21 protein-coding genes and 1 tRNA gene are annotated in these 26,974 nt (G+C 72.1%); 5 read left to right on the plus strand and 17 right to left on the minus strand.

Annotation, left to right across the window (positions count from 1 at the left end):
• Nucleotides 1-15: 15 nt before the first annotated feature.
• From NQ707_RS08010 to NQ707_RS08025, 4 genes are all read right to left on the minus strand, one after another.
• On the minus strand, nucleotides 16-780 hold the full coding sequence (locus NQ707_RS08010; protein WP_404435367.1) for a carboxymuconolactone decarboxylase family protein: 765 nt from the start codon (nucleotides 778-780) through the stop codon (nucleotides 16-18).
• 169 nt (nucleotides 781-949) lie between these two features.
• Nucleotides 950-2,035 (minus strand): YdcF family protein, encoded by a 1,086-nt coding sequence (locus NQ707_RS08015; protein WP_196825860.1) that lies wholly within the window; start codon nucleotides 2,033-2,035, stop codon nucleotides 950-952.
• 277 nt (nucleotides 2,036-2,312) lie between these two features.
• Complete coding sequence (locus NQ707_RS08020) at nucleotides 2,313-3,506, minus strand: MFS transporter (protein WP_058730236.1); 1,194 nt, start codon at nucleotides 3,504-3,506, stop codon at nucleotides 2,313-2,315.
• A 513-nt stretch (nucleotides 3,507-4,019) separates the two neighbouring features.
• The gene (locus NQ707_RS08025) at nucleotides 4,020-4,925 is read right to left on the minus strand and encodes an aldo/keto reductase (RefSeq protein WP_328798715.1); all 906 of its coding nucleotides are present in this window, start codon (nucleotides 4,923-4,925) and stop codon (nucleotides 4,020-4,022) included.
• A 92-nt stretch (nucleotides 4,926-5,017) separates the two neighbouring features.
• On the opposite strand from NQ707_RS08025, the gene NQ707_RS08030 reads away from it, so the two are divergent.
• Together NQ707_RS08030 and NQ707_RS08035 are read left to right on the plus strand one after the other, a co-directional pair.
• Nucleotides 5,018-5,512: a GNAT family N-acetyltransferase gene (locus tag NQ707_RS08030; protein ID WP_144937750.1), complete on the plus strand. Its 495-nt coding sequence runs from the start codon at nucleotides 5,018-5,020 to the stop codon at nucleotides 5,510-5,512.
• 118 nt (nucleotides 5,513-5,630) lie between these two features.
• Nucleotides 5,631-7,628 (plus strand): choline/carnitine O-acyltransferase, encoded by a 1,998-nt coding sequence (locus NQ707_RS08035; protein WP_404435370.1) that lies wholly within the window; start codon nucleotides 5,631-5,633, stop codon nucleotides 7,626-7,628.
• Between the two features lie 18 nt (nucleotides 7,629-7,646).
• Here the strand turns inward: NQ707_RS08035 and NQ707_RS08040 are convergent, their stop codons facing one another.
• The 13 genes from NQ707_RS08040 to NQ707_RS08100 all read right to left on the minus strand — a co-directional run bounded on the left by NQ707_RS08040 (nucleotide 7,647) and on the right by NQ707_RS08100 (nucleotide 23,604).
• A complete protein-coding gene (locus NQ707_RS08040; protein WP_404435372.1) occupies nucleotides 7,647-8,390 on the minus strand; it encodes a hypothetical protein in 744 nt (247 codons plus the stop codon).
• A gap of 139 nt (nucleotides 8,391-8,529) precedes the next feature.
• Nucleotides 8,530-10,032 (minus strand): YeeE/YedE thiosulfate transporter family protein, encoded by a 1,503-nt coding sequence (locus NQ707_RS08045; protein ID WP_058730241.1) that lies wholly within the window; start codon nucleotides 10,030-10,032, stop codon nucleotides 8,530-8,532.
• A 435-nt stretch (nucleotides 10,033-10,467) separates the two neighbouring features.
• Entirely contained in the window at nucleotides 10,468-11,850 is a 1,383-nt protein-coding gene (locus NQ707_RS08050; RefSeq protein WP_129358154.1) for an NAD-dependent succinate-semialdehyde dehydrogenase, read from the minus strand.
• Nucleotides 11,851-12,145: 295 nt separating this feature from the next.
• Nucleotides 12,146-12,219 (minus strand) — tRNA-Pro (locus NQ707_RS08055).
• A 263-nt stretch (nucleotides 12,220-12,482) separates the two neighbouring features.
• Entirely contained in the window at nucleotides 12,483-14,042 is a 1,560-nt protein-coding gene (der, locus tag NQ707_RS08060; RefSeq protein ID WP_061225740.1) for a ribosome biogenesis GTPase Der, read from the minus strand.
• A complete protein-coding gene (cmk, locus tag NQ707_RS08065; protein WP_081046268.1) occupies nucleotides 14,039-14,890 on the minus strand; it encodes a (d)CMP kinase in 852 nt (283 codons plus the stop codon). Before cmk ends, der begins: the two co-directional genes overlap by 4 nt.
• A 61-nt stretch (nucleotides 14,891-14,951) precedes the next feature.
• Nucleotides 14,952-16,094, minus strand: a complete 1,143-nt coding sequence (locus tag NQ707_RS08070) for a prephenate dehydrogenase (protein ID WP_055684690.1) — start codon at nucleotides 16,092-16,094, stop codon at nucleotides 14,952-14,954.
• 3 nt (nucleotides 16,095-16,097) lie between these two features.
• On the minus strand, nucleotides 16,098-17,234 hold the full coding sequence (locus tag NQ707_RS08075) for a pseudouridine synthase (protein ID WP_081101659.1): 1,137 nt from the start codon (nucleotides 17,232-17,234) through the stop codon (nucleotides 16,098-16,100).
• Nucleotides 17,235-17,269: 35 nt separating this feature from the next.
• The gene (scpB, locus tag NQ707_RS08080; RefSeq protein ID WP_061225741.1) at nucleotides 17,270-18,124 is read right to left on the minus strand and encodes an SMC-Scp complex subunit ScpB; all 855 of its coding nucleotides are present in this window, start codon (nucleotides 18,122-18,124) and stop codon (nucleotides 17,270-17,272) included.
• Nucleotides 18,121-19,083: a ScpA family protein gene (locus tag NQ707_RS08085; protein WP_081101652.1), complete on the minus strand. Its 963-nt coding sequence runs from the start codon at nucleotides 19,081-19,083 to the stop codon at nucleotides 18,121-18,123. The genes scpB and NQ707_RS08085 overlap by 4 nt, the downstream gene beginning before the upstream one ends.
• The gene (locus NQ707_RS08090) at nucleotides 19,083-19,946 is read right to left on the minus strand and encodes a ParA family protein (protein ID WP_055684693.1); all 864 of its coding nucleotides are present in this window, start codon (nucleotides 19,944-19,946) and stop codon (nucleotides 19,083-19,085) included. The genes NQ707_RS08085 and NQ707_RS08090 overlap by 1 nt, the downstream gene beginning before the upstream one ends.
• A 162-nt stretch (nucleotides 19,947-20,108) precedes the next feature.
• On the minus strand, nucleotides 20,109-21,575 hold the full coding sequence (locus NQ707_RS08095) for a cation:dicarboxylate symporter family transporter (protein WP_058730976.1): 1,467 nt from the start codon (nucleotides 21,573-21,575) through the stop codon (nucleotides 20,109-20,111).
• A 109-nt stretch (nucleotides 21,576-21,684) separates the two neighbouring features.
• Nucleotides 21,685-23,604 carry an AMP-binding protein gene (locus NQ707_RS08100; protein WP_196826047.1) on the minus strand — a complete coding sequence of 640 codons (1,920 nt, stop codon included), beginning with the start codon at nucleotides 23,602-23,604 and terminating at the stop codon, nucleotides 21,685-21,687.
• Nucleotides 23,605-23,782: 178 nt separating this feature from the next.
• On the opposite strand from NQ707_RS08100, the gene NQ707_RS08105 reads away from it, so the two are divergent.
• Genes NQ707_RS08105 through prpB form a run of 3 tightly spaced genes read left to right on the plus strand, consistent with a single transcriptional unit; the run spans nucleotide 23,783 to nucleotide 26,933 of the window.
• Entirely contained in the window at nucleotides 23,783-24,505 is a 723-nt protein-coding gene (locus NQ707_RS08105; protein ID WP_404435375.1) for a GntR family transcriptional regulator, read from the plus strand.
• On the plus strand, nucleotides 24,502-26,022 hold the full coding sequence (locus NQ707_RS08110; RefSeq protein WP_100464723.1) for an MmgE/PrpD family protein: 1,521 nt from the start codon (nucleotides 24,502-24,504) through the stop codon (nucleotides 26,020-26,022). The genes NQ707_RS08105 and NQ707_RS08110 overlap by 4 nt, the downstream gene beginning before the upstream one ends.
• Complete coding sequence (gene prpB / locus NQ707_RS08115; RefSeq protein WP_404435377.1) at nucleotides 26,022-26,933, plus strand: methylisocitrate lyase; 912 nt, start codon at nucleotides 26,022-26,024, stop codon at nucleotides 26,931-26,933. The genes NQ707_RS08110 and prpB overlap by 1 nt, the downstream gene beginning before the upstream one ends.
• Nucleotides 26,934-26,974: the final 41 nt, after the last annotated feature.

Raw genomic sequence — 26,974 nt, forward strand, 5'->3', positions numbered from 1 at the left:
AGGCCCCTCGGGGGATCAGGCGTCGTCGACGGCGGCGCGCAGCTGCCGGTACGCGTTCAGCGCCGCCGGCATCCCGGTGTACGGGGCGCAGTGCAGGATCGCGGCGGCCACGGTCTCCCGGGACAGGCCCGCCCGCAGGCACCCCTTCACGTGCGCGGCGACCTGCGGGGCCAGCCCCATCGCCACCAGGGCGCACAGGATCAGCAGCTCCCGCTCGGCCGTCTCCAGGCCCTCCCGGGACTCGAAGTCCCCGAAGGCGAACTCGGTGAGCAGCCGCGGCAGGGCCGCGCCCGCGGCGGTGCCGTCGTCGAACTCCTCGCGGATCTCATCCCCGTACAGCCGCTGCTGCAGGACCGTGCCGCGTTCGAAGCGCTCCTCCTCCGGCGTCGCGGTGCGCGGGGCGAGGGGCAGCTGGACGCCGGCGGCGCGCAGTCCCTCGTTCATCGCGGCGATCGCGTTGAGGGTGCGCGGGAAGCCGAGGAACGGGGCCAGCCCGTAGATCGCCTCGCGGATCTGCTCCGGGGTGGCGCCGACGTGCAGGGCGGCCCGCGTGTGGGCGGTGAGCTGGCCCGGGCACTGCATCGCGGCGAGGATCGTGACCGTGGTGAGCTCGCGGGTGCGGTCCTCCAGCTCCCCCACGGAGAACACCTGCCCGAAGATCACCCGGCGCAGGATCGCCATGAACTCCGGGTCATCCCCGGCCTGCGGGTCCGGGGCCGCCCCGAAGAGCCGCTCGAAGACCTCATCGCCGCGTCGGGTCAGCTCCTCCGACATCGCCATCACCTCATCGGCCGGTTCGCTCCGCCCGGTCTCGGGCGGTCTGCACACCTCCCGTTCTACCCCGACGACGCCCCGCGCGGCAGTCCCCGCCCAGGGGAGGCACCGCGAGGGCCCCTCTCGGAGGCCCCCCGGCGAACGCCGTCGAGGGGCGCCGTCGGGGAACGGCGGCTCAGACGACCTGCGTGAGGACCACCCCGTAGAAGGCGAGGATCATCGCGACGATGGGGGCGAACGCCAGGAGATGCGCCCACCGGTTGGTCACCAGCACCGCCGCGTACTCCCGCAGGAACGCCGAGGGGACGTAGTACCCGGCCGTGCGCGAGCCCACCGCGCGCCCCCGCAGTCCGGCCTTCCGCAGGAGCATCGCGGCCCGGTACACGTGGTAGTCGCTCGTGGCGACCACCACGGGCCGGTCGGGGTCTTCCAGCAGCTCCCGGGAGAACAGGAGGTTCTCCAGGGTGGTGGTGGAGCGGGTCTCCGGGCGCAGGTGCTCCGCGGGCACGCCGCGGTCCGCGAGGTAGCGGCGCATCGCCTCCCCCTCGGGGATCACCTCATCCGGGCCCTGGCCGCCGCTGGGGATCATCACCGGGGCCCGCCCGCGCGCCGTCTCCCGGTGATACACCTCCAGGCCGCGATCCAGCCGCCCGGCCAGCAGCGGCGTCGGCTCCTCCCCCTTCAGCCCGGCGCCGAGCACGATGATCGCGTCCGGGGCGAAGCGCCTGGCGAGCTTCCGGTACCCGACGGCGGAGGTCAGGAACCCGAGGAAGAAGAACGCGACGTACGCGGTGGCCGCGAAGAGCACCGAGTAGATCGCGGCGAAGACCACCAGCACCGCGTCCTGACGCAGGGCCCCGGTCGCCGCGAGCACGACGGGCAGCGCGGGCAGCAGCACCATCCACGCCCCGGCGGCGAAGGAGAGCAGGGTGGCCGGGCGCCGCCCCTCCTTGCGCATGATGGTGACCCCGTTGACCAGCAGGAACACCGTGAGCACCAGGTACCCCAGGCACAGACCCAGGAACACCAGCAGGGCGATGACGCCGCCGACGACGTCCACCCACGGCACCCGCGCCGACCCAGCCAGACGCAGGACGGCTCCGATCAGCAGCACGACGCCGATGGGCAGGATGATGCCGTAGCGCAGCCGGTGCCCGGCCCGGCGGAAGCCCACCAGGCAGTACACGACGACGCCGAGGGCGATGGCCAGGTGCAGGACGCCGTCGACGGCGGGGTCCTGCAGGATGTCGCGGATGCTCACGAGCCGGATGCTCCGTTTCTCATCGGGTCGCCGGGGATGGCCGGGCACGGGCCATTCTGCCCTGTCCGGACCCGAGGGCGCCGGCGCTTCTCCGGTGCCCCCGCATCCCGCAGGCATCCCCAGCGCCTGTCGCCTCTGGACGCACAACGGGAGATGCCGCGCAGTCCGGGAGATCTCCTCTCCTGTTCTGCGCGGCATCTCCCGCGGAGGAAGGGCCGAGCCAGCGGCGGCCCACACCGGCGCATCCGGTGCGGCCCAGCCCGGCGCGTCCAGGCGGTCAGTGCAGGATCGGCACCAACCCGGTGATCGGCGCGGTCGCCGTCGGCACCTCGAAGCGCACGGCGTGGCTGTCGATCGGGCTGCGCCGGTCCACCAGCACGTTGACGACCAGCAGGGCCAGACCGCCCATGGAGAAGGCGACCGCGACCCAGCCGGTGGAAGCCCAGCCGCCGCCCATGCCCATCACGGTGCCCGCGACCAGCGGACCCACGCCGTTGGCGAGGTTGAAGGCCACGTGGTTCATGGCCGCAGCCAGGGTCTGGGCGTCCCCGGCGGCCATCATCAGGCGGGTCTGCAGCGGCACCACCAGGCCGCCGCTGGCCCCGATCATCACCATGGCCACCCCGGTCAGCCACGCGTTGCCCACGCTCACCGCGTACAGCGCGGAGGACAGCCCGAGCACCGCCTGGAAGCCCAGGGCGGAGTACAGCAGCGTCTCGTGCTTGATGAATCCGGCGAGGAAGCTGCCCGCCGTGGACCCCACGCCGTAGAGCATGAGGATCAGGGACAGCGCCCAGCCCGGGCCGGCGCCGGTGGCCTGGAAGGCGGAGGTGAAGTAGGAGTAGATCGCGAAGATCCCGCCGAAGCCCACGGCGCCGGTGACCAGGGTCAGCAGCACCTTGGGGTTCTTCAGCGCGGTCATCTCCAGCTTGGCGCTGGTCATCCGGTTGCCCGCGGTGTTGGGGGCGGTGCGCCACAGGGCCACGAGGACCGCGGCGGCGATCGCGCTCATCAGCACGAAGCACAGCCGCCACCCGGCCACGTGCCCCAGCAGGGTGAAGGCCGGGACGCCCACGATCGTGGCGACGGTGATGCCCAGCTGCACGTTGGACACGGCCCGCGCCTGCTTGGTGGGCAGGGTCAGGCTGGAGGCGAAGAGCATGGCCACCCCGATGAACGCCCCGTGCGGGATGCCGGAGAGGAACCGGGCCAGCACGAGGGTGCCGATCGTCGGGGCCGAGGCCGCGAAGAGGTTGCCGAGGATCAGCGCGGCGAGGAGGGACAGCATGAGCGGCTTGCGCGGCCACTTGGCCCCGAAGACCGAGATGATCGGCGCGCCGATGACGACGCCGAGCGCGTACGCGGTGATGATGTGGCCGGCGGTGGACTCCTGGGTGCCCAGGTCCGCGGCGATGGACGGCAGCAGGCTCATCGAGGCGAACTCCCCCGCCCCGAACGCGAACGTCCCCATGGCCAGCCAGAATGTGACCAACCCGACTTTTGGTGATGCGTGACGCATGGTGAACAGTCGATTCTCCGACATGATCCCTCCCTTCAGCAGTGACTCGAGACAGCTCACCGTGCGGCGCTGCGCGGCGGGCAGGCGCCCGTCCGTCCCCGGCAGGCACGGGGGAACAACGGGAGACCTGCCGCCATTATTTCGCGATCGGGGAAGAAGATCTGTGAAATCCGTGTTACATCCGGATATGTGGCTCATGCCATTTATCAGCATGGTCTGGTGTGAGCGCTAACGGCGCGTGGGGGCGGCATCGTCAGTCGCGGCGGACACGCTCCGTCGGTGTCGGTAGGCGCAGGTGCTGCCGATGCGCGCATGGAACACCCCGCCATCCCTCCCCCTCGAGCGCGGTGTTGGGAGCGGTTTCGACGTTCTGGAGCGTTCTCGTGGCTCCCGAACGCCGAAACCGCTCCCACACCGGGGGAAGGGGCCGAGGAGGGGGGCGGTCGGCCACCGCGGAGGCCCTTCCTACGCCTCCGGGATGTCCATGCCGAAGGACTCCAGGGTGATCTCCTCCGGCTCGGGACCGCCGCGCACCCCGCCGTCGAGGGCGTCGATGCGGGCCATCTCCTCCTCGGACAGCTCGACGTCGAAGACGTCCAGGTTCTCCCGGATGCGGTGCTCGTGCACGGACTTGGGGATCACCTGCACCCCGTGCTGCAGGTGCCAGCGCAGCATGACCTGCGCAGGGGACTTGCCGTGCTCCTCGGCGATGCCGGTGATCACCGGATCCGTGAGGGTGGAGGTCTGCCTGCCGTCGATGCCGCGGTAGCTGGTGATGCCGCCGATGGGCGACCACGCCTGGGTGAGGATCCCGTGCTCGCGGTGGAAGGCCTGCAGGTCCGCCTGGCGGAAGTACGGGTGGGATTCGATCTGGTTCACGGCCGGCACGACGTCGGTCTCGGCCAGCAGGCGCTCCAGGTGCGGAACCATGAAGTTGGAGACGCCGATCGCCCGGACCCTCCCCTCGGACAGGAGGGACTCCAGGGCGCGGTAGGCGTCCAGGGTCCGCTCGAAGTCCGACGGCAGCGCCTGGTGCAGGATCAGCAGGTCCAGCTGATCCACCCCGAGCTTGCCGACGGCCTTCTCGAAGGCGTGGCGGGTCTGGTCGCAGCCGTAGTCGGAGATCCAGACCTTCGTCTCCAGGAACACCTCCTCGCGGGAGATCCCGGAGGCGCGCAGGCCCTGGCCAACCTGCTTCTCGTTGCCGTAGGCGGCCGCGGTGTCCACCAGACGGTAGCCGGTATCCAGGGCGATGCGCACGGCGTCGGCGGTGTCCTCCGGGGAGGACTGGTACACGCCCAGCCCGATCACGGGCATCTCGACGCCGTTGTTCAGGGTGAAGGTGCTGTCTGCGGTGAGCTTCTCGGTCATGCCCCCACCCTGACCCCTGATCCCGAGTCTCAGCCAGGGACTGTCAGTACCTGTCTCGCGATCGCGCTTCCCCGGCCCGCTACCCTGAGCCCATGCGCATCCGAGCCGCCGAAGACCGCGACGTCCCCGCCATCACCGGGATCTACAACGACGCCGTCCAGCACACCACCGCCATCTGGAACGACGCGACGGTGGACGACGCCGACCGGCTGAGGTGGCTGACCCGGCACCGGGAGGCCGGGCACCCGGTGCTGGTGGCCGTGGATGAGGACGACGCCGTCCTCGGCTACGCGACCTACGGGCCGTGGCGGGATTTCGACGGGTACGCGCGCACGGTGGAGCACTCGGTGTACGTGCACCGGGACGCCCGGGGCGGCGGCATCGGCCGGGCCCTGATGGAGGAGCTGATCGACGCGGCCCGCGCGCGGGGCATGCACGTGATGGTTGCAGGGATCGACGCCGGGAACACCGGCTCCATCCGCATGCACGAGCGGCTGGGGTTCACCCGGGTGGGTCTGCTGCCGCAGGTCGGACGCAAATTCGACCGATGGCTGGACCTGGCGTTCCTGCAGCTGACCCTGGACTGAGGGGGAGCCGGACGGTGTGGGAGGGGTTTCGGTGTTTGGGAGCCCCGAGAACACTCCCGAACGTCGAAACCCCTCCCAAACCTGGTGAGTCCTGCCGCGGGTGCGAGAAAATGGGGGCATGAGCACCGCCGCGCCGAAGCCCCTGCCCGTCCCGCCCCTGGAGCATACGGTGGAGGCGGTGGTGCGGGCGGTGGGCGCCGTCGTCGACGCCCCGGCCCTGCGCGTCACCGAGGCGGCGGCCCGGGCCTTCCTCGCGGGTCCCGGCCCCGCCCTGCAGGAGCGGCTGCGGCGGCGCGCGGCCCGGGAGGATGCGGCCGGTCGCAGCTGGCTGTCCGCGTGGTGGCTGCGCGACTATCTTGCGGTGCGCGAGCCGCTGCCGCTGAGCACCAACGTGGCCTTCCAGATCAACCCGAGCTTCCTGGGTTCGACGCACGCGGACGCGGAGGATACGGAGCCGGGGGATGCCGGTCCGGAGCAGACGGACGGGGCGCCCGACATCGTGCGGGCGGCGCGGTTCATCCACCGGGCGGCGGCGGTGCACCTGGCGCAGGTCCGCGGGCAGACCCCGCAGGAGACGGATCCCCGCGGCACCCCGGTGGATATGTCCCAGTGGGCATGTCTGGCCGGCGGGCTGCGGCACCCACGCCCGGAAGCGGATGAGATCCAGCCGCCGCGGGCGGGGGCCGCACACCGGGAGATCGGGGTGTTCCGGGCGGGGCGGTTGTTCGCGGTGCCCGTCGCGGATGACGACGGCGCGCCCCTGCCGGTATCCGCCCTCGCGGAGTCGCTGCGGGCGGTGCTGCGAGAGGCGGGGCGGCCCGACCAGGACCAGGGGACCCCGGGAAGCCGGGCCTCCGTCGTCGCTCCCGGGGCGCTGCCGTTCGCGGCGGCGTCGGCCCTGGGCAGCCGCGAGCTGGCCCCGCTGCTGGAAGACGCCCTGCAGGATCCGCGCAACGCCGCGATGTACGCGCGCCTGCGGGATCTGCTGTTCACCGTGTCCCTCACGGACGAGGTGCTGGAGGATGCGGAGCACCTGCGGCGCCTGGCCTTCGAGCCCTCCCGGGTTTGGGCGCTCCGCCCGATCAGCTACGAGATCGGCCTGCGCGATGACTGGCTGTGCCTGCACGCCGAGCATTCCACCGTGGACGGTGCCACGCTGGTCGCCGCGATCCGCCGGATGCAGGAGGTCGCGGAGGACGCCGACGGGTCCTCCCGGGTGGTCTCCGGCCCGACCTCGACCGAGGCGGGGCGGGGCGTCGAGCGGGCCGCGGCTGGGGAGAACCGTCCGGAGGAGGCCGCGAGCCGGAGCTCGATCCAGGGGCCGGCGGAGCTGGTGTGGCACTGGCCCGACGCCGCCTGCGCGACGATCCGGGACGGCTTCGCCCGCGGGCGCGAACGGGCGCGGGAGCTGAAGACAGCCATCGTTCGCGTCCCGCGACCGCCGGCGGAGGGACTGCCGCTGAAGCTCAGCGTCGATGCGGTCTCCCAGTTGATCCTCACCGTTGCCCAGCAGCTGGCCTACGGTCGCACGCGCGCCGTATATGAAGCCGTGGACATGCGAGAGTATCGGGCCGGGCGCACCGAGTGCCTGCGGCCGGTGACGCCGGAGGCCGTGGCCTTCGCCCGCGCTCTGATCAGTGAAGATGCCACACTCGACATGTTCTCCGAGGCGCTGGAAGCTCATCGCTCCTGGGTCAAGGCCTGCAAGCGCGGGGAGGGCGTGGACCGGCACCTGCTGGGGCTGCGGCGCATCGCCGCGGAGAATCTCGACCTCGACGACGGAGGGGACGGGTCCGAGGATGCCCGGGCCGCCGACGTCGACGACCCGGCGCGGGCGTTCCTGGCGGACCCGGGGGTGGCCGCGGCGACGACCGACTTCCTGTCCACGACCTCGATCGGCGGGGCCGAGCAGATCGTGCGCTACGCCTTCGCGCCCACCGTCCCGGAGGGCTTCGGCATCAGCTACACCCCGCACCCGGAGGCCATCGAGTACTGCCTGACCTGGCACCGGGACACCGCCGACGCCCCGGAGGACTTCCTGGCCGCCCTGCCGCACGCGGCCGCCCTGCTGGGGGAGTTCGTGCGCGGGCTCGCGCAGTGGACCCGCCGGACCTGAGCCCGCGACCCGCAGGGTTCACCCGATCCCGGGCAGCAGGACCCCGATACCGAGCAGCGCGCATCCGAGGATCCAGCGCGCGGTGGCACCCCGGGAACCCCGCGCTGAGGCGTCGCCCAGCTGCCCAGCGACCAGCTGCCACAGGATCACCGCGATGCCGCAGGCGAAGCCCAGCCACGCCAGGGCCAGCGCCGTCGAGGACCCGAAGATCCCCAGCCCCAGCCACGCCATGGGCACCGCGCCCAGCAGCCAGTGGCCACCGAAGATCACCGCGATCGGCAGAAGCACACCGATCAGCCAGGCGGGACGAGCCGGAACACCCGCGCGCCACCAGGAGCGAGCCGCGACCAGCTGCATCCCCACCCCGAGCAGGAAGGTCACCGAGTACAGGAGGTCGAAGGGCACCGCCATCTGCACGATCCACACCGCCAGCACGATCAGCGCCAGCAGCATCAGCGCCCCCGGCCCCCAGATCCCGGCCCCGACCCGTCCGGAACCCCCGCCGCCCGGCGTCGACGGCGACGAGGCGGCGGACAGCGCCAGACCCACCCACAGCACGCTCCCGGCCCAGGCCAGGCAGGCGATCCCCAGGCCCGCCGTGACCGCCCGACGACGCGCGACTCCGGCCTCCGAGCACGCCGCATCGTGGATGCCGCAGCTTTCCGGACCGACCATGGGCAGCATTCCCGCAAGCACCGCGACCGTGAGCACCATGAGGCCGCAGGTCAGGAACGGAAGGCGGCGGCGGGCGGTGTCGCTCATGGGCCCATTGCACCACAGGCCATCACCCCTGGGAACCAGATTCGGGACGGGTTCGCCGCTTCGGGACGGGATATTCCGGTCCCGAAGCGACGAATCCGTCCCGAATCGATCGGAGAGATGGGAGAACAGGGCTGAGAGCTCAGGCCCGGGCGGCCCCGCCCTTGCGCAGGGTGATCTGCCAGCTCGCCGAGCCCGTCTCGCGGAAGTCCTCCACGGCGTGCCCGTCCTTGGCGGCCCACTGGGGGATGGCGTCGGTGGCCTGGGTGCAGTCGAAGTCGATGACCAGCCTGTCACCGGCGGACAGTTCACCCATGACCCGCTGGGCCTGCAGCAGCGGGAAGGGGCAGACCGCGCCGAGGGAGTCCAGGGCGTAGCGGCCGTCACCGAGGTCGCGCACCTGCTCCTTCTCCTCGAGCCGCTGCAGCACCCCGACGCCGCCCGGGGCCATCGCGATCCCCGCGAACGCGGTCGACGCGGCGGCGGGAGCGCCGACGGAGGGCCCGGCGGGGGCAGCGGGGACGGACCCCGCCGACGTCGCCTCCCGGTCCTCCTCCGGCAGGGCCTGATCCAGGCTCTGCGCGGTGGTGTAGGTGCCCTCAGCCTCAGACCCGGCGCCGGCCCCGGTGGCGGCGGGCCGGTCGCGCACCGGGGCCAGCCACAGCTTGGCGCCCAGGCCGACGCCCAGGGCGATGAAGACCAGCGCGACCCAACCCTGCACGGTGAACAGGCCGGTCTGCACCATGCCATTACCGACGGTGCAGCCGCCGGCCAGGGAGGCGCCCACGCCCATCAGCACGCCGCCGGCCGCCGCGCGGACGGTGGTCTGGGCGTCGGGCACCCGCACCCGGAACTCCCCAGTGGCCTTGGCCGCGAGGAACGAACCCGCGAGCAGGCCGAGCACCAACAGCACGCCCCAGTCCAGCTTCTGCGGCTCCCCGGTGATGAGGAACCCCATGAGGTTGGACGACGGCGTGGTGATGCCGAGACCGTCGTTGCGTCCCGTCGCGGCGGACAGCGGCCAGGCGATGACGCCGAGCAGCCCCACCAGGATCCCGGCGCTCCACAGTCCCAGCGGGCGCTGCCACGTCGGGCGCCCGTCCAGGCGCGCGGGACGGGGCCGGGCGGCGTCGGCCCGGCGGTAGCGGGCCACCGCGAGCGCCGTGATCACGGCCAGACCGACGGCGAAGACCCAGGCGGGCAGGCCGAGGGCCTCCGGGATGGTGGTCAGCCCCGTGGTCCCGGACTTCATCCAGGTGGTGAAGCCGCTCAGCGGACCGGACTTCATCACGGCCGCGGAGGTAGCGTACAGGGCCAGCGCGACCCAGGAGCCCACCAGCCCCTCCCCGGAGCGGTACCAAGTGCCGGAGGCGCAGCCGCCGGCCAGGACGATGCCGAGGCCGAAGACGAGTCCGCCGATCACCACGGCCGCCGGGGCGAAGGCCGGGTACTCGGGGGTGATCGCCCCGGTGGCGGTGAGGAGTGCCAGGCCCAGCCCGTGCACGGAGATCACCACGAGCAGGGCGGTGAACCCGCGCCACGAGCGCTGCAGGAAGATGTCCCGGAGCATCCCGGTGACGCAGAAGCGGCCGCGCTGCATGATGATGCCGAGGAGGATGCCGATGCCGAGTCCGGTGAGGATCATGGGTGCCCCGTTTCCGTCGCGAGTGGGTGGCCCGCCGATCGCGGGCCTGGCCCGAAGCTACGCGGGCGGTCGCGGCGTCGTCGAGGGTCGCGTCATCCGGGGACACGACGACGCCGGCGGTCATCTCCCGCAACGCAGCGGTGGGCAGCCCCGCCCGACAGGAGATTCGGGACGGGGTGGGGGGGGGGGGGGGGGGGGGTTTGGGGGGGGGGGGGGGGGCCCCCGCCCCGGGGGGGGGGGGGGGGGGGGGGGGGGGGGGGGGGGCGCCCGGGGGCGCCCCCCCCCCCCCCCCCCCCCCCCCCCCCCCGGCGGGGGGGGGGGGGGGGGGGGGCGGGGGGGGGGGTTCGACGCCCGGGGGCGGGCGGCCGCGCGCCCGGGGGGCCGGCGGGCCCGCCGGGGGGGGGCGGGGGGGCCGTCGTCGTCGGGCTCGGTGGCTCAGTCAGCGACGTAGTACATGCGCTTGTTGACGAACTCGTCCATGCCCAGGGGGCCGAGTTCGCGGCCGAAGCCGGAGCGCTTGACCCCGCCGAACGGGATCTCGGGGCCCTCCCCGGCGGGGGTGTTGACGTTGGCCATGCCCACCTCCAGCCGCTCGGCCAGCCGCTGCGCTCGCGCCGTGTCCTGCGAGAACACGGCACCGCCCAGGCCGTACTGGGTGTCGTTGGCCAGGTGCAGCGCCTCCTCGTCGGAGGAGACGCGGTACACGGCGGCGACGGGGCCGAACAGCTCCTCCCGGTAGGCGTCCATCTCCGAGGTGATGCCGGTGAGCACCGCGGGAGCGTAGTAGGCGGAGGCCTCATCGCGCAGTCCCCCGCCGGCGACCAGCTCGGCGCCCTGCTCCACGGCCCGGCGCACCTGGGCGTCGAGGTTCTCCGCGGCGGCGCGGGAGGACATCGGGGTGAAGGTCTTGGCGTCGACGTCGATGGTCTCCCCCGGGGTCATGCCCTCGGCCAGGCTCTTCAGCTGCGCCACGAACTCGTCGTAGATCTCGTCCATGACGATCAGCCGCTTGTTGGCGTTGCAGACCTGCCCGGTGTTGTAGATGCGGGTCTCCCAGGCGGTGCGGGCCGCGGCGGCGACGTCGTCGGTGTCCAGGATGACGTACGGGTCCGATCCGCCCAGCTCCAGCACGGCCTTCTTCAGGTGCTGACCGGCCAGCGCACCGATGATCGACCCGGCCCGCTCGGAACCGGTCAGGGACACGCCCTGCACCCGGGGATCGGCGATGATCTCGGCGATCTGGTCGTGGGTGGCGAAGACGTTGGCGTAGACCCCTGCGGGGATGCCGGCGTCGTCCATGATCTGCTGGACGGCCTGGGCGGAGCGGGGGCAGATCTCCGCGTGCTTGAGGATGATGACGTTGCCCAGCATCAGGTTGGGCGCGGCGAAGCGGGCGATCTGGTAGTACGGGAAGTTCCACGGCATGATCCCGAGCAGCGCGCCGATGGGCCGCTTCTGCACGTAGGCCTTCCCTCCGGAGAAGGACTCGATCTCCTGATCCGCCCCGAGCTTGGGGCCGTTCTTGACGAAGTAGCCGAAGATGTCCGCGCAGAACTCGGCCTCCTCGACGCCCTCGGCGTGGGGCTTGCCCATCTCCTCGGTGATGATCCGCGCCAGCTCCTCCTTGCGCTCGGCGAACAGGTCTGCGACCTTCTGGACGATCTCCCCGCGCTGCTCGATGGTCTTCTCCGACCACGCGCGGTAGCCCTCCGCGGCCCGGGTCAGGATCTGCTGCACCTCCTCGTCGGTGGCGTGCTCGAAAGTCTCCAGGACCTCCCCGGTCGCGGGGTTCTGCACGCGGTATCCGTCAGTGGACATCTGCTGCTGGGCCATGAGCCCTCCTCGCATCGTGTTCTGGATCTCTCTGGCCAGTGTAGACTATGCCGGTGCCTCGCGGCGAGGGGAACGGGGACGGGCGGGCCGGTGCGACGCCGCGGTGAGATGCGTCGTTCGTGCTGAGATGCGTCCCCGCCGCGCGGCATCTCAGCAGGAACCCGGCACGTCAGCACGGACCTCGCCCCTGAAGCGTCCGTCCGGGCCCGCCCGCCGGGCCGGGGACGCGAAAAAGCGGGGGCCGATCCAGCGTTTTCCGCTGATCGGCCCCGGCTGTTCGTCGGGTTGACAGGATTTGAACCTGCGACCCCTTGACCCCCAGTCAAGTGCGCTACCAAGCTGCGCCACAACCCGAATTCCCGAGGCTCGGGGAAGCCCCGAGCACCTGGTCCATAGTACACGCCGCGCCCGTCCAGCGCACATCGACGCCGGTGCACAGCACCCGGGCCCGAGACCACGACGCGGCACGGATCCGGCCCCGATCACCTCGCCGAGACGGCGCACCCGTTCCCACTCCCCATCGACCCGGCGCATCCGTTCCCGGAAATCCCGCTTTCGGGAACGGATGCGCCGCCTCGCGGGAGGAGTGGGAACGGATGCGCCGCCTCGCGTCCGCGCTACCGCTTCCCGCGTCCGGATCCGCCCGTCCCGCGGCCGCGGCGTTCGCGCACGCGCATCGAGATCTCGATCGGGGTGCCCTCGAAGTCGAAGGTCTCGCGCAGCCGCCGGGTGATGAACCGACGGTACCCGGGATCCAGGAACCCGGTGGTGAACAGCACGAACTTCGGGGGGCGGGAGGAGACCTGCGTGCCGAACAGGATCCGCGGCTGCTTGCCCCCGCGCACCGGGTGCGGGTGGGCTGCGGCCAGCTCCCCGAGGAAGGCGTTCAGCCGCCCGGTCGGGATCCGGGAGTCCCAGGCCTCCAGGGACTTCAGCATCGCCGGGACCAGCTTGTCCTTGTGCCACCCGGTCTTCGCGGAGATGTTGACCCGCGGCGCCCAGGCCACGTGGGCCAGGTCCCGGTCGATCTCCCGTTCCAGGTCGTAGCGGCGCTCCTCGTCCAGGGTGTCCCACTTGTTGAAGGCCAGCACCATGGCCCGGCCGGAGTCGATGGTCAGCTGCAGGATGCGCACGTCCTGCTCGGACAGCGGCTCGGAGACGTCCAGCAGCACCACGGCCAGCTCGGAGCGCTCCAGGGCGGTCTGGGTGCGCAGCGAGGCGTAGAACTCCGCTCCCTTGGCCATGTGCTGCCGACGCCGGATGCCCGCGGTGTCCACGAAGCGGAAGGCGTGCCCGCCCAGCTCCACGAGCTCATCCACCGGATCCCGGGTGGTCCCGGCCAGCTCGTTGACCACGGCTCGCTCCTCCCCCGCCAGCTTGTTCAGCAGCGAGGACTTGCCGACGTTGGGCCGGCCCACCAGGGCGACGCGGCGCGGCCCGGCGTAGGCCTCGGGTTCGGCGTACTGGGAGTGCTCCGGCATGACCTTCAGCAGCTCGTCCAGCAGGTCCGCGATCCCGCGCCCGTGCACCCCGGAGACCGGGTGCGGCTCGCCCATGCCCAGGCCCCACAGCGCGGCGGCCTCGGGCTCCTGGTGGGAGTCGTCGATCTTGTTGGCGGCCAGCAGCAGCGGCTTGTCCACCCGGCGCAGCATCTGCACGATCGCCTCGTCCATCGCGGTGATGCCCACCAGGGCGTCCACCACGAGGATCACGACGTCGGCGTGGGCCACGGCCAGCTCCGCCTGGGCCGCGACCTGCGCGTTGATGCCCTTGGCATCGGATTCCCACCCGCCGGTGTCCACCAGGGTGAAGGCCTTGTCGTTCCATTCGGCCTGGTAGAACACCCGGTCGCGGGTCACGCCTGGCTGGTCCATGACCACGGCCTCGCGCCGACCCAGGATGCGGTTGATGATCGTGGACTTGCCGACGTTGGGGCGCCCGACGACGGCGACCACCGGGTCCGGCTCCTCGGACTCCTCCGGCCCGGTCTCGAAGCCCCACTCCACCAGGAGCCGGCGGTCCTCGTCCTCGAGGTCGTAGTCGTCCAGCCCGGCGCGCAGGGCCTCGGCCCGCTGCTCCGCTTCGGCCTCGTCGAGGTTCTCCAGGTACTCGGCGAGGTCCTCGCCCTCGGTGGATCCGAGGTACTTCTGCTCGTATTCGTCGCCGACGGGGCTCATGCTCCGCTCTCCTGCTCGTCGTCCTCGGTCCCGGAGTCCCCGGAGCCTTCCTGCTGCTTCTGCTCGTGGTTGCGGGCCGCGGTCTCGTCGATCACGCGGATCACCTCGGCCACGGTCTGCTCGAAGTCCAGGTCCGTGGAGTCCACGAGATCCACGCCCTCGGCGGCCTCGGTGAAGTTGTTGACCCGCGAATCCGCGGCGTCGCGCCGGGAGACGTCGGCCTCCAGCTGCTCCGAGGTGCGGTCCCCTCCCAGCTGCTCCCCGCGCCGGGCCTTGCGGACCTCCTCGGAGGCGGTCAGCAGGATCCGCACGGTGGCGTCCGGGGCGACGACGGTGGTGATGTCCCGCCCCTCGGCCACGATGCGCTTGCCGTTGGAGACGATCTCCAGGCGCTGCTGGGCGATCAGGGCCTTACGGGCCTCGGGGTTGCTGGCCACGGCGGAGACCGCGGCGGTGACCCGCTCGGAGCGGATGGCCTCGCGGATGTCCACGCCGTTGCACATGACGGTCTCCACGATCGGGTCGGTGCCCAGCTCAAGGGGCAGGGACTTCGCGGCCTCGGCCACGGCCTCGGCGTCCTGCGGGTCCGTGCCGGTCTCCAGGACCCACCAGGTCAGGGCGCGGTACATGGCCCCGGTGTCCAGGTAGGCCAGCTTCAGCCGGGTGGCCACCTCACGGGCCACCGAGGACTTCCCGGAGCCGGAGGGTCCGTCGATGGCGATGACGAGCTCCGACTTCCAGGCTTCGGCGTTGTCCGCGTCCCGGAACTGGGATGCGGCCGGCTCCGCCGGAGCGGAGGCCTTCACAAGCGCCTCCTCGCGGGCGCCGTCCGTGGTGTCTGCGGGCATGGTTCCTCCATCGTCGTCGATTGGTTCATCCGGGGGCGGTGCGCGGTGTCGGCGCGAGCGCTCAGCGGGCGATCCGCCACCCGCGGGTGGTCAGGTCCTGCACCAGCCGCTCGTGCACCGTCGGATTCACGGCTACCTCGACCATACCCACCGGTTGGCCGGGCGAGTGCTCCATCCGCACATCCTCGACGTTCACGCCGAGCTCCCCGATCTCGGTGAGCAGGCGGGCGATCTGCCCCGGGGTGTCGTCCACGAGCACGGTGAGCTCGCTGAAGGCCTTCGGGGAGCCGCCGTGCTTGCCGGGGATGCGGGCCACCCCGGCGTTGCCCTCGCTCATCAGCTGGGCGATGTCCAGGCGGGCGCCGTCGGCGGTCGGGTCCTCGAGGGTGCCGATGAGCCGGTCCAGGTCCGCGCGCACCCCGTACAGGGTGCGCACCACCGGGGCGGCGTTGGCCGCGAGGATCTGCACCCACATGCCCGGCGCGGAGGCGGCGATCCGGGTGGTGTCGCGCAGCCCCTGCCCGGCCAGGCCCAGCGCCTCCAGGGGGGTGTCGCGCAGTCGGGAGGCCAGCAGCGATGACATCACCTGCGGCACGTGGGAGATCAGGGCGACGGTCTCGTCGTGCTCGGCCGGATCCAGGAAGGTCACGATGCCGCCGAGGTCCTGGCCCAGCCCGCGGGCCAGGCGCACCGCCTCGGGGGCGACCTCCTCGTGTTCGCAGACCACCCAGGGGCGGGAGGTGAACAGCTCCGCGCGCGCGGCCACCGGCCCGGAGCGCTCCCGCCCGGCCATCGGGTGGGTGCCGATGTAGCGGCGGGCGTCTTCCCCGGAGGCCAGGACCTCGGCGAGGATGGGGGCCTTCACGGAGGCGATGTCCAGCACGACGGCGCGCGGGAAGTCCCGCAGCGCCTGCACGGCCGTGGCCCCGGCGACGTCGGGCGGGGTGGCCACGACCACCAGCTGCGGGTCGGCCTCGGCGCGTGCGCCCTCCTCCCCGAGCTCCCGGACCAGCCCGGCCCAGGAGGAGCCGGCCCCGAGGTCCGCGGCCACGGCCTCGGTGGTCGGGGAGATGTCCCGGACCCACACGGGCACGCCCTGCAGGCTCAGCCCGAGGCCGACGGAGGCCCCGAGCAGCCCGGCCCCGATGATCAGGACCGGGCCGGACACGGTGGCGCCGACGGCGCTGCGGGCACGGGCGGGCACGGGCTACAGCTCCACGGCGGCCAGCAGCTGGCCGATCTCGACCTTGGACAGGTTGCGCACGGTGCCCTGCTTCTGGGAGCCGATGCGCACCGGCCCCATCTCGGTGCGCACGAGCTTCTCCACCGGGTGTCCGACGGCGTCGAACAGGCGGCGCACGATGCGATTGCGCCCGGAGTGGATGGTGACCTCCACGAGCAGGTGCCCGGGGGTGGAGTCCACGAGCCGGAACTCGTCGACCCTGGCCACCCCGTCCTCCAGGCGGATGCCCTTCTTCATCTCCGCGCCGACCCCGTGCTCCATGGGCCCGCGCACCTGCACCAGGTACTTCTTGGGCACCTCGTAGGAGGGGTGCATCAGCCGGTTGGCCAGCTCGCCGTCGTTGGTCAGCAGCAGCAGCCCCTCGGTGGCCACGTCCAGGCGCCCCACGTGGAAGATCCGCTCGCGCTTGTTGGGGTCCAGGTAGTCGGTGATGCAGGGCCGGCCCTCCGGGTCCTCCATGGTCGCCAGCACGCCCTCGGGCTTGTTGAAGGCGTAGTAGACCTTGGACTCGTCGGTCTGGATGGTGATCCCGTCCACCTGCACGGTGGCCTTGGCCGGGTCCACGCGCACGCCGAGCTCCGTGACGGGCTGGCCGTCGACGACGACGCGCCCCTCCTCGATCATCTGCTCGCAGACCCGGCGGGAGGCGACCCCGGCCTGGGCCATGAGCTTCTGCAGGCGCACCCCATTGGGGTCGTGCACGTCCAGCCGGTCCACGGGGGCGGCCCGGGGGCGGCGGGGCCGGTGCGGGCCGCGGTAGTGCTGCTCGGCCCGGCGCTCCCCGCGCTCCTGGGCGAAGATCTTGCCGGACTGGCCCTTGCGGGGCCGGAACTTCTTCGAGTCGGACTTATTCGCTCCGGACTTCACGGCCGGCGCGTCCCGGCGCCCGCCGGGCCGGGGCCCGCCGACCCGCTTCTCCCCCGGCTTGGCCCCCGGGCGGGAGGAGGCGGGGCGGCCCGGGCGGGGCTTGCCGCTCGGTCGCCCGGAGCCTCCGGGCTTGGGTCCGCGGTAGGGGCCGGGCTTGGCGGAGCCTGCGCCCCCTGTGCTGCCGCTGGCGTTGTTCTGACGTCCCGTCGATCTGCTGGCCATGGTGTCCTTCATCTTCTCGTGCTGGGTCCCGCGGCGTGCGGGTCCCCTCATCGGTGGTCTTCCTGCCCCGGTGGCGCCGGTGCGCGGCGGCGCGGTGCGGGCGCCCGGTCCTCGTACTCGGCCACGTCCTCCGCCCCGGGCAGGTGGGGGGCGATGGGCGGCAGGTCCGCGAGGGATTCCAGGCCGATCTTCTCCAGGAACAGCGGGGTCGTCTCGAAGAGGGTCGCCCCGGATTCCCCGGGTTCCTGGGCTTCGACGACGAGGCCGCGGGTGCGCAGGGTCCGCACGACGCCGTCCACGTTCACGCCGCGGATCGAGGAGACCCGGGCGCGGGAGATCGGCTGGCGGTAGGCGATCACCGCGAGGGTCTCCAGGGCGGCCTGGGAGAGCTTCGCGGTCTGCCCCTCCTGCACGAAGCGGCGCACCCAGGGGGCGAAGTCCGTGCGGGAGTACAGCCGCCACCCGCCGGCGACCCGACGCAGCTCCACGCCGCGCGGCTCGCGGACCCGGGACCCGGCGGTCTCCCGCGCACGCGCCTGAACGGCGGACTCTTCAGCATACCGCGCCGAGTCCGCGCCGTCGCGGTCGCCTGCCTCACGCTCGGCGGCATCAGACGCCGCGGTGCCGAGGCCGACGGCGTCGGGGTCGGTGGTGCTGTTCTCGGCGGTGCTGTGCTCGAGGGTGCCGCCATCGTCCGGGACGGGGTGCCCGTCGTAGTCCCGGGCCAGCTGCTCCAGGGCCGCGGCCACCTCGGCGGCCGGCACCTGAAGCGCCTCGGCCAGCTCGAGCTCGTCCACCGGGGCCGCGGCGACGATCAGGATGGCCTCCACGGCCGCCCGGACCCCTCCGGGACGCAGCCGCACCGAGGACTCCTCCTCGCGCCCGGTCTGCTCCTCGTTCATGGTCTGGCCTCCTCGGCTGCGCCGGCGTCGGCCCTCGCGCCGGCGGCGGTGCCCGCGCCGGCGGGGCTCTGGGCGACGGCGGCAGCCCCTTGGTAGTCGTCCGCGGCCAGTCGGGCCGCGCTCCAGGTGGGGTCCTCCCCCACCCAGCGCACCGTCAGGTCCCCCAGCGGGGTCTCCTGGGCGAAGGCGACGACCCGGTCCCGGTGCATCTCCAGCAGGGCCAGGAACCGCACGACGACCACCAGCAGGTCCTCGGCGTCGGCGACCAGGCGCGCGAAGCTCAGCGCGGCCCCGGGCCGCAGCCGGGCGGCCAGGTGCTCGGCCTCCTCCCGCACGGTGACCCGTGCGCCGTGCAGGTGATCGGTGCCGACCTCCTGCGGGTCCTCCTGCCGCGGGGTCAGGGCCCGCTCGGCCAGCCGGGCCAGGTCCTGCGGGCTCGCGGTGAACACCAGCTCGGGCAGGGCCGAGGCCAGCTCCGGTTCCAGGGGCACGGTGCGGGCGAAGCGGCTGCGCTCGGCGTCGAAACGCTCGGCGAGGATCCCGGAGACGTCCTTGAAGGCCTTGTACTGCAGGAGCCGGGCGAACAGCAGGTCGCGGGCCTCCAGCATCGCGATGTCCTCCTCGTCCTCCACCTGCCCGGCCGGCAGCAGCCGGGCGGCCTTCAGGTCCAGGAGGGTCGCGGCGACGACGAGGAACTCGCTGGCCTCGTCCAGAGCCCGCTCCAGGCCGGTGTCGCGCAGGGCCCGCACGTAGGCGATGAACTCGTCGGTGACCTCGGCCAGCGCGACCTCGGTGATGTCCAGGCGCCGCTGCCCGATGAGGTTGAGCAGCACCTCGAAGGGCCCGGCGAAGTTCTCCAGGGTCACGGAGAACCCGCCCGCGGCCTCGTCGGCCTCGGGCGGGTCCGCCGCCGCCGCGGCGAGATCCCCGGGCGCACCCGGGGCGGGGGCCGCCTGGATCAGCGGGAGCCTCCGCGCTCGATGAGCTCCTTGGCCAGCTCCCGGTAGGCGATCGCCCCGGTGTGGGTGGGGGCGTAGGTCAGGATCGGCTCCGCGGAGACGGTGGCGTCCGGGAACTTCACGGTGCGCTTGATGACGGTGTCGAAGACCTTGTCACCGAAGGCGTCCACGATGCGGGCCAGCACCTCCTTGGAGTGCAGGGTGCGGGAGTCGAACATCGTCGCCAGGACCCCGTCGATGCGCAGGTCCGGGTTCAGCCGGTCCTGGACCTTCTCGATGGAGTCCACCAGCAGGGCCACGGCCCGCAGCGCGAAGAACTCGCAGATCAGGGGGATGATGACCCCGTCCGCGGCGGTCAGGGCGTTGACGGTGAGCAGCCCCAGGGAGGGCTGGCAGTCGATGAGCACGACGTCGTAGTCGTCCTTGACCTTCTTCAGCGCGGAGGACAGCACCTGCTCGCGAGCGACCTCGTTGACTAGCTGCACCTCCGCGGCGGAGAGGTCGATGTTGGCCGGCAGCAGGTCCATGTTCGGGAACTCGGTGGCCCGGATGGCCTCGCGCACGTCCGTCTTGCGATCCATCATCACGGTGTACACGGTGGTGTCCAGCTCGTGCGGGTTCACGCCGAAGCCGGCGGACAGGGCGCCCTGGGGATCGAAGTCCACCATGAGCACCCTGCGTCCGAGCTCCGCGAGCGCGGCGCCGAGGTTGATGGTCGAGGTGGTCTTGCCGACCCCGCCCTTCTGGTTGACCATCGCGATCACCCGGGCGGGGCCGTGCTCGGTCAGCTCGGGGGGATCGGGGAAGGTGCGCAGGGGGCGCCCGGTGGGCCCGAGGTTGGCGTCGGGGGTAGATGCAGTCACAAGCGGCTTTCCGTCGTCGGGGACAGTTCTGGCTCGGGATTAAACCCTACCGCCCCGCCGGGGAGGGCGGGGCGGGTTCGGGGCAGCGGCGCTGGACGGGCGGGCCCGACCGGGACGGCGTCGCACCCGGTGGGGCGGACGGGGCGCCGTTCCGGGCTCGGGTCAGGAGTCCAGGTCCTGGATCGTCGTGGAGCCGGCCTGCCGGGGACCCTCGACGGTGGGCATCTGCTTGGTCGGGGACTTCAGCACGACGGCCTGGTCCACGTTCCTGTCCCCCTGGACCTCCTCGTAGTGCGGGTTCTCCGCGAGGTCGGCCTCGTTGAAGGGCAGCTCGCCGTCGAGCACGCGCCGTGCCCGGTCCAGATCCACCATGCGGTTCCACCTGCCCATCAGCAGGGTGGCCACGGCGTTGCCGGTGAAGTTGGTCAGGGCGCGGGCCTCGGACATGAACTTGTCGATGCCCACGATCAGGGAGACCCCGTCCACCAGCTCGGGTCGGTGGGACTGCAGGCCGCCGGCCAGGGTGGCCAGGCCCGCGCCGGTGACCCCGGCCGCGCCCTTGGAGGCGATGATCATGAAGATCAGCAGGGAGACCTGCTCGCCGATGTTCAGCGGCTTGCCCATGGCGTCGGCGACGAAGATCGAGGCCATGGTCAGGTATATCGCGGTGCCGTCGAGGTTGAAGGAGTACCCGGTGGGCACGACGATGCCGACGACGGACTTGTCCACCCCGGTGTGCTCCATCTTGGCGATCAGCCGCGGCAGGGCTGCCTCGGAGGATGAGGTGGAGAAGATCAGCAGGTACTCCCGCCCGAGGTACTTCAGCAGCTTGAGGATGTTCAGCCCGGTGGCCAGCTTCAGCAGCCCGCCGAGGATCACGAGAATGAACAGGGCGCAGGTGATGTAGAAGGCCAGCATCAGCAGGGCCATCTGCCCGACGGCCTTGATCCCGGTGGCCCCGACGACCCCGGCCATGGCCCCGAAGGCACCCAGCGGAGCGACCCACATGATCATCATGAGGATGCGGAAGACGACGGCCTGCAGATAGGTGATGAACTTCAGGATGGGTTTGCCCGCCTCGCCCATGCGCTGCAGGGCGAAGCCCACCAGCAGCGCCACGAACAGGGCCTGGAGGATGTTCCCGGAGACGAGGGCGTTGAGCAGGGAGCTGGGAATGATGTTGAGCAGGAAGTCCACGGTGTGGTTGCCGGTGTTGGCCCAGCCGGTGGATTCGGCAGCGGCGACCTCGTAGTGGCCCGAGTGGTAGTGCAGGTCGTCCCCGGGGTGGATGAGGTTGCCCACGACCAGGCCGATGACCAGGGCGAAGGTGGACATCAGCACGAAGTAGATCAGCGCCATCCCGCCGACCCGACCCACCGTCGCGGCCTTGGCCACCGAGCCGACGCCGATGACGATGGTGCAGAAGATCACCGGGGCGATGAGCATCTTGATCAGCGCGACGAAGCCGGTGCCGATGGGCGCGAGCGCCTTCCCGGTGCCGGGGGCGATCAATCCGAGGGCCGCGCCGAGCACGACCCCGGCGATCACGGACAGGTACAGCAGGTGGGTTCCCGAGCGGTACCACGGGGTGGCGGACGCCGAGCGGGCGGCGTCGGAGGTCTGGGCCATGAACGGCTCCTCGCAGGTGGATGAGATGGTGTGCCAGGCGATCCTATACCGTCATGATGCATATCGCGTCTTCCGCATCACACGCGGGATCCTTCAGGGTCGCAGGGCGTCAGGAGCCGTGCAGCACGGGCACCAGGTCCTCCAGCACGGCCGGATCCTCGATGGTGGAGGGCACGCGGCAGTCCTCGCCGTCGGCGATCTGGCGCATCGTCTTGCGGAGGATCTTGCCGGAGCGGGTCTTGGGCAGCGCGGAGACCACCCGCACGTGCTTGAAGTCGGCGACCGCCCCGATGCGCTGGCGCATCATCGCCACCAGCTCCTCGCCCAGCCGCCGCTCCTCGATCTCGGCGTCCCGACGCAGCACCACGTAGCCGGAGGGCCGCTGCCCCTTGAGCTCATCGGCCACCCCGATCACCGCGGCCTCGGCCACCGCGGGGTGCGCGGCCAGGACCTGCTCCATCGCCCCGGTGGACAGCCTGTGCCCGGAGACGTTGATGACGTCGTCCGTGCGTCCCATGACGTAGACGTAGCCGTCCGCGTCGAGGTAGCCGGAGTCCCCCGTGGCGTAGCAGCCCTCGAAGGCGGACAGGTAGGAGGAGACGAAGCGCTGGTCATCGCCCCACAGGGTCGGCAGGCACCCCGGCGGCAGGGGCAGGCGCAGCACCAGGTTGCCCTCGGTCCCGGCGGGCACGGGCTCGCCGAGCGGTCCCAGGACCTCCACCCGGTACCCGGGCACGGGCACCGTCGGGGAGCCGGATTTCACCGGCAGGGGCTCCAGCCCGCGCGGATTCGCGGCGATGGGCCAGCCCGTCTCGGTCTGCCACCAGTTGTCGATCACCGGCACGCCCAAGACCTCCTCGGCCCAGCCGAGGGTTTCCGGGTCCAGTCGCTCCCCCGCCACGAACAGGGTCTGCAGGTCGGACAGGTCGCAATCCCGGATCAGCTCGCCGTCGGGGTCGGCCCGGCGGATCGCGCGCAGCGCGGTGGGTGCGGTGAACAGGGCCCGCGCGTGGGCCTGGGCCGCGACCCGCCAGAACGCGCCGGCGTCGGGGGTGCCCACCGGCTTGCCCTCGTAGAGCACGGTGGTCGCCCCGGTCAGCAGGGGCGCGTAGACGATGTAGCTGTGCCCGACGACCCACCCGACGTCGGAGGCGGTGAACATCGTCTGGCCCGGTCCGACGTCGTAGATCGCCTCCATCGACCAGCGCAGGGCCACCGCGTGGGAGCCGGCGTCGCGCACGACGCCCTTGGGGGCGCCGGTGGTCCCGGAGGTGTAGAGGATGTACAGCGGGTCGGTGGCTCGGACGGTGGTGCATCCGGCGGGCTCGGCGGCGGCCGCGGCCTCCTCCCAGTCCCGCCAGGCGCAGGCGGGCTGCCCGTCGGTCCCGGCCCGGGCCGCGACCTCGGCCAGCGTGGTCGCGAAGCCCTCGCGGTGGCGCACGAAGACCGCGCCCGGCGGGTGCTCGGCCAGGCGCAGCGCCTCCTCCACGGCCGGCAGGTACTCGATGCGCCGCGTGGGCTCGATCCCGCCGGTGGCGGTGACGACGGCGACCGGGCGGCAGTCGTCGATCCTGCTGGCCAGCTCCGCCGGAGCGAAGCCGCCGAAGACGACGGAGTGCACGGCACCCAGCCGGGCGCAGGCGAGCATGGCCACGGGGGCGGCGGGGATCATCGGCAGGTAGATCAGCACCCGGTCCCCCGTGCCCACCCCGGCCGCGGCCAGCGCCCCGGCGAAGGCCGCGACCTCCTCTTGGAGGCGGGCGTAGGTGATCTCGGTGCGGGTGCCGGTGACCGGGGAGTCGTGCAGGATCGCCACCTGGTCCCCGCGCCCGTCGCGCACGTGCCGGTCCACCGCGTTGAAGCAGGTGTTCAGCGTCGCATCGGGGAACCAGCGGTACAGCGGGGCGGCGGAGTCGTCCAGGGCCCGGGTGGGGGCCTGCTCCCAGTCGATCAGCTGCGCCGCGCGCAGCCAGAAGCCCTCGGGATCCTCGAGGCTCTCGGCGTAGGTCCGGCGGTAGGTGGGGGTCATGGCGCAGGGTCTCCTTCCGTGCTGTGCAGACCAACATAGTGTTCTGCGCCATAGCTGACAAGGGCAGTGAATACACAACATCCGTTCGAAGCGACGGGAACTGCCGTTGTTGCCCCATCCGGAGAAGTTCTGTATACATGGAGTCATCCACATCACAGCGACGGCGAGGAGGGGACGGGTGCGAGCATCGGACCGGGTCTACGGGATCCTGCGCGAGGAGATCATCGGGTGGCACCGGCCTCCCGGGACGATCCTCGGCGAGGTCGAGCTGGCCGATCAGCTCGGCGTCTCCCGCACCCCCGTGCGCGAGGCCGTCTCCCGGCTGCTGGGGGACGGACTGGCCGCACCCCGCCCGGGCCGCGGCGTCGTCGTCGCCGAGGTCTCCGCGGACGGCGTGCGCGAGATGTTCGAGCTGCGCGAGGCCCTGGATACCCAGACCGCGGCCCTGGCGGCCCGGCGGGCGGATCCGCGGGTCTTCGACCGGCTGGCCGAGCGCCTGGAGCGGATGGGGGCCGCGCTGGCCGGGGACGACGCCGATCGCAGCGCCTACTACGCCCTGGTGGCCTCGCTGGACGAGGCCCTGGACGAGGCCGCGGACAGCGCCTGGCTGCGCCACGCCCAGGAGCAGCTGCGAGCGCACCTGCAGCGGGTGCGCCGGCTGTCCCGGAAGGACGAGGCGCGCCTGCGCGCGGCGGCCGCCGAGCACGCCCAGATCGCCCGCGCCGTGGCCTCCGGGAATCCCGAGCTGGCCCGCGCCGCGACCCTGGTGCACCTGGATCGGGCGCTGAGCGCCATCCTGCGGGCCGTGCGCCGCCTCGAGCACCAGCAACCCGCACCGACCCCGGTGGACGTCCGCCCTCTGGGCCCCGCCGCCCCGAAGATCGAAAGGACTGACCCGTGACCGTCACCCACACCGTGCGCGTGCACCGCAGCGAGGAGAACCTGCCCCGCGAGCAGCAGCTCGCCCACAAGATCGCGAAGGTCGCGACCGACCCGGTCGAGGTCACCCCCGAGGTCCAGGAGATGGTCATCAACCGGATCCTGGACAACACCGCGGTGGCCATCGCCTCGCTGAACCGCGGCCCCATCGTCTCCGCGCGCGACCAGGCCCTGACCCATGCCCCCGGCCCCGGCGGGTCCGGTGCGGCCCTGATCGGCGTCGACGCCGCCACCTGCCGGGTCTCCCCCGAGTGGGCCGCCTGGGCCAACGGGGTCGCGGTGCGGGAGCTGGACTACCACGACACCTTCCTGTCCGCCGAGTACTCCCACCCCGGGGACAACATCCCGCCGATCCTCGCGGTGGCCCAGCATGCCGGGCGCTCGGGCCGGGACCTGATCCGCGGCATCGCCACCGGCTACGAGATCCAGGTGGACCTGGTCAAGGCCATCTCCCTGCACCGGCACAAGATCGACCACGTCGCCCACCTGGGGCCCTCGGCGGCCGCAGGGATCGGAACCCTGCTCGACCTCGACGCCGAGACGATCTTCCAGGCGATCGGCCAGGCCCTGCACACCACCACCGCGACCCGCCAGTCCCGCAAGGGCGAGATCTCCACCTGGAAGGCCCACGCCCCGGCCTTCGCCGGGAAGATGGCGGTCGAGGCCGTGGACCGGGCGATGCGCGGGCAGACCTCCCCCGTGCCGATCTACGAGGGCGAGGACGGGGTGATCGCCTGGCTGCTGGACGGCCCCGACGCCTCCTACGAGGTCCCCCTGCCGGCCCCCGGGGAACCCAAGCTCGGCATCCTGGAGACCTACACCAAGGAGCACTCCGCCGAGTACCAGGCCCAGGCCTGGATCGACCTGGCCCGCAGGCTGCACCGCGAGCACCCCGAGCTGACAGACCCGCAGAACGTCGAGTCGATCGTGCTGCACACCTCCCACCACACCCACGACGTGATCGGCTCCGGGGCCAAGGATCCGCAGAAGTACGACCCGCAGGCCTCCCGCGAGACCCTCGACCACTCGATCCCCTACATCTTCACCGTCGCCCTGCAGGACGGGCAGTGGGAGCACAACCGCTCCTACGCCCCCGAGCGCGCGGCCCGACCGGACACCGTGGAGCTGTGGCACAAGGTCACCACCGAGGAGGACCCGGAGTGGACCCGCCGCTACCACTCCATCGATCCGCAGGAGAAGGCCTTCGGCGGCCGGGCCGAGATCCGGCTGGCGGACGGCTCGCGGCTCGTCGAGGAGATCGCGGTGGCCGACGCCCACCCGCTGGGGGCCCGGCCCTTCGCCCGCGAGCAGTACCTGACCAAGCTGCGCGCCCTCGCCGAGGGCTCCGTGGCCGAGACCGAGCTCGAGCGGTTCATCCAGGCCGCCGAGGAGCTGCCGAACCTCGCGGCCGGCGAACTCGATGCACTGAACATCACCGCGGACATCCCGCTGGAGACCGGAGCGAAGGGACTGTTCTGATGCTGTACCCCCAGACCACCGCCGCCCGGAAGCGGATCGCGCTGCGCGAGATGCTCGCTTCCGGGACGGTCCGCCAGTTCCCGGGGGCCTACACCCCGATCTCGGCCAAGCTGATCCAGGAGAAGGGCTACGACGGCGTCTACATCTCCGGGGCCGTGCTGGCCAATGAGCTGGGCTTCCCCGATATCGGGCTGACCACCCTCTCGGAGGTCGCCACCCGGGCCGGGCAGATCGCCCGGATGACGGATCTGCCGGCCATCGTCGACGCCGACACCGGCTTCGGCGAGCCGATGAACGTCGCCCGCACCGTCCAGGAGTTCGAAGACGCCGGACTGGCCGGGTGCCACATCGAGGACCAGGTCAACCCCAAGCGCTGCGGGCACCTGGAGAACAAGAACGTCGTCGACGAGCAGACCGCCCTGCAGCGCATCGCGGCCGCAGCGCAGGCCCGTCGCGATGAGAACTTCCTGATCATGGCGCGCACCGACCTGCGCGGGGTGGAGGGGCTGGAGGCCGCGATCGCTCGGATGCGCCGGCTCGTCGAGGCCGGGGCGGATGCCATCTTCCCCGAGGCGATGACCTCGCTCGAGGAGTTCGAGATGGTGCGCGCCGCCGTCGACGTCCCGATCCTGGCCAACATGACGGAGTTCGGCCGCTCCCAGCTCTACACGAAGGATGAGCTCGCCGCGGCCGGAGTGAACCTGATCATCTACCCGGTGACCCTGCTGCGCGCCTCCCTGGGGGCGATGGAGCGGGTCCTTGAGACCATCGCCGCAGAGGGCACCCAGGAGGCCGCGGTGGATCAGATGCTCACCCGCCAGCGCCTCTACGAGCTCGTGGACTACGCCGGCTACGGCCGGTTCGACTCCGGGATCTTCGACTTCGAGGTCCCCGACCGCTTCCGGGGCTGAGCCCCCGGTCGACCTCGCCCATCATCACGAAGGAGTGATCC

The organism is Rothia sp. BD8, from assembly GCF_044878465.1.
GTDB classification, from domain to species: Bacteria; Actinomycetota; Actinomycetes; order Actinomycetales; family Micrococcaceae; genus Rothia; species Rothia kristinae.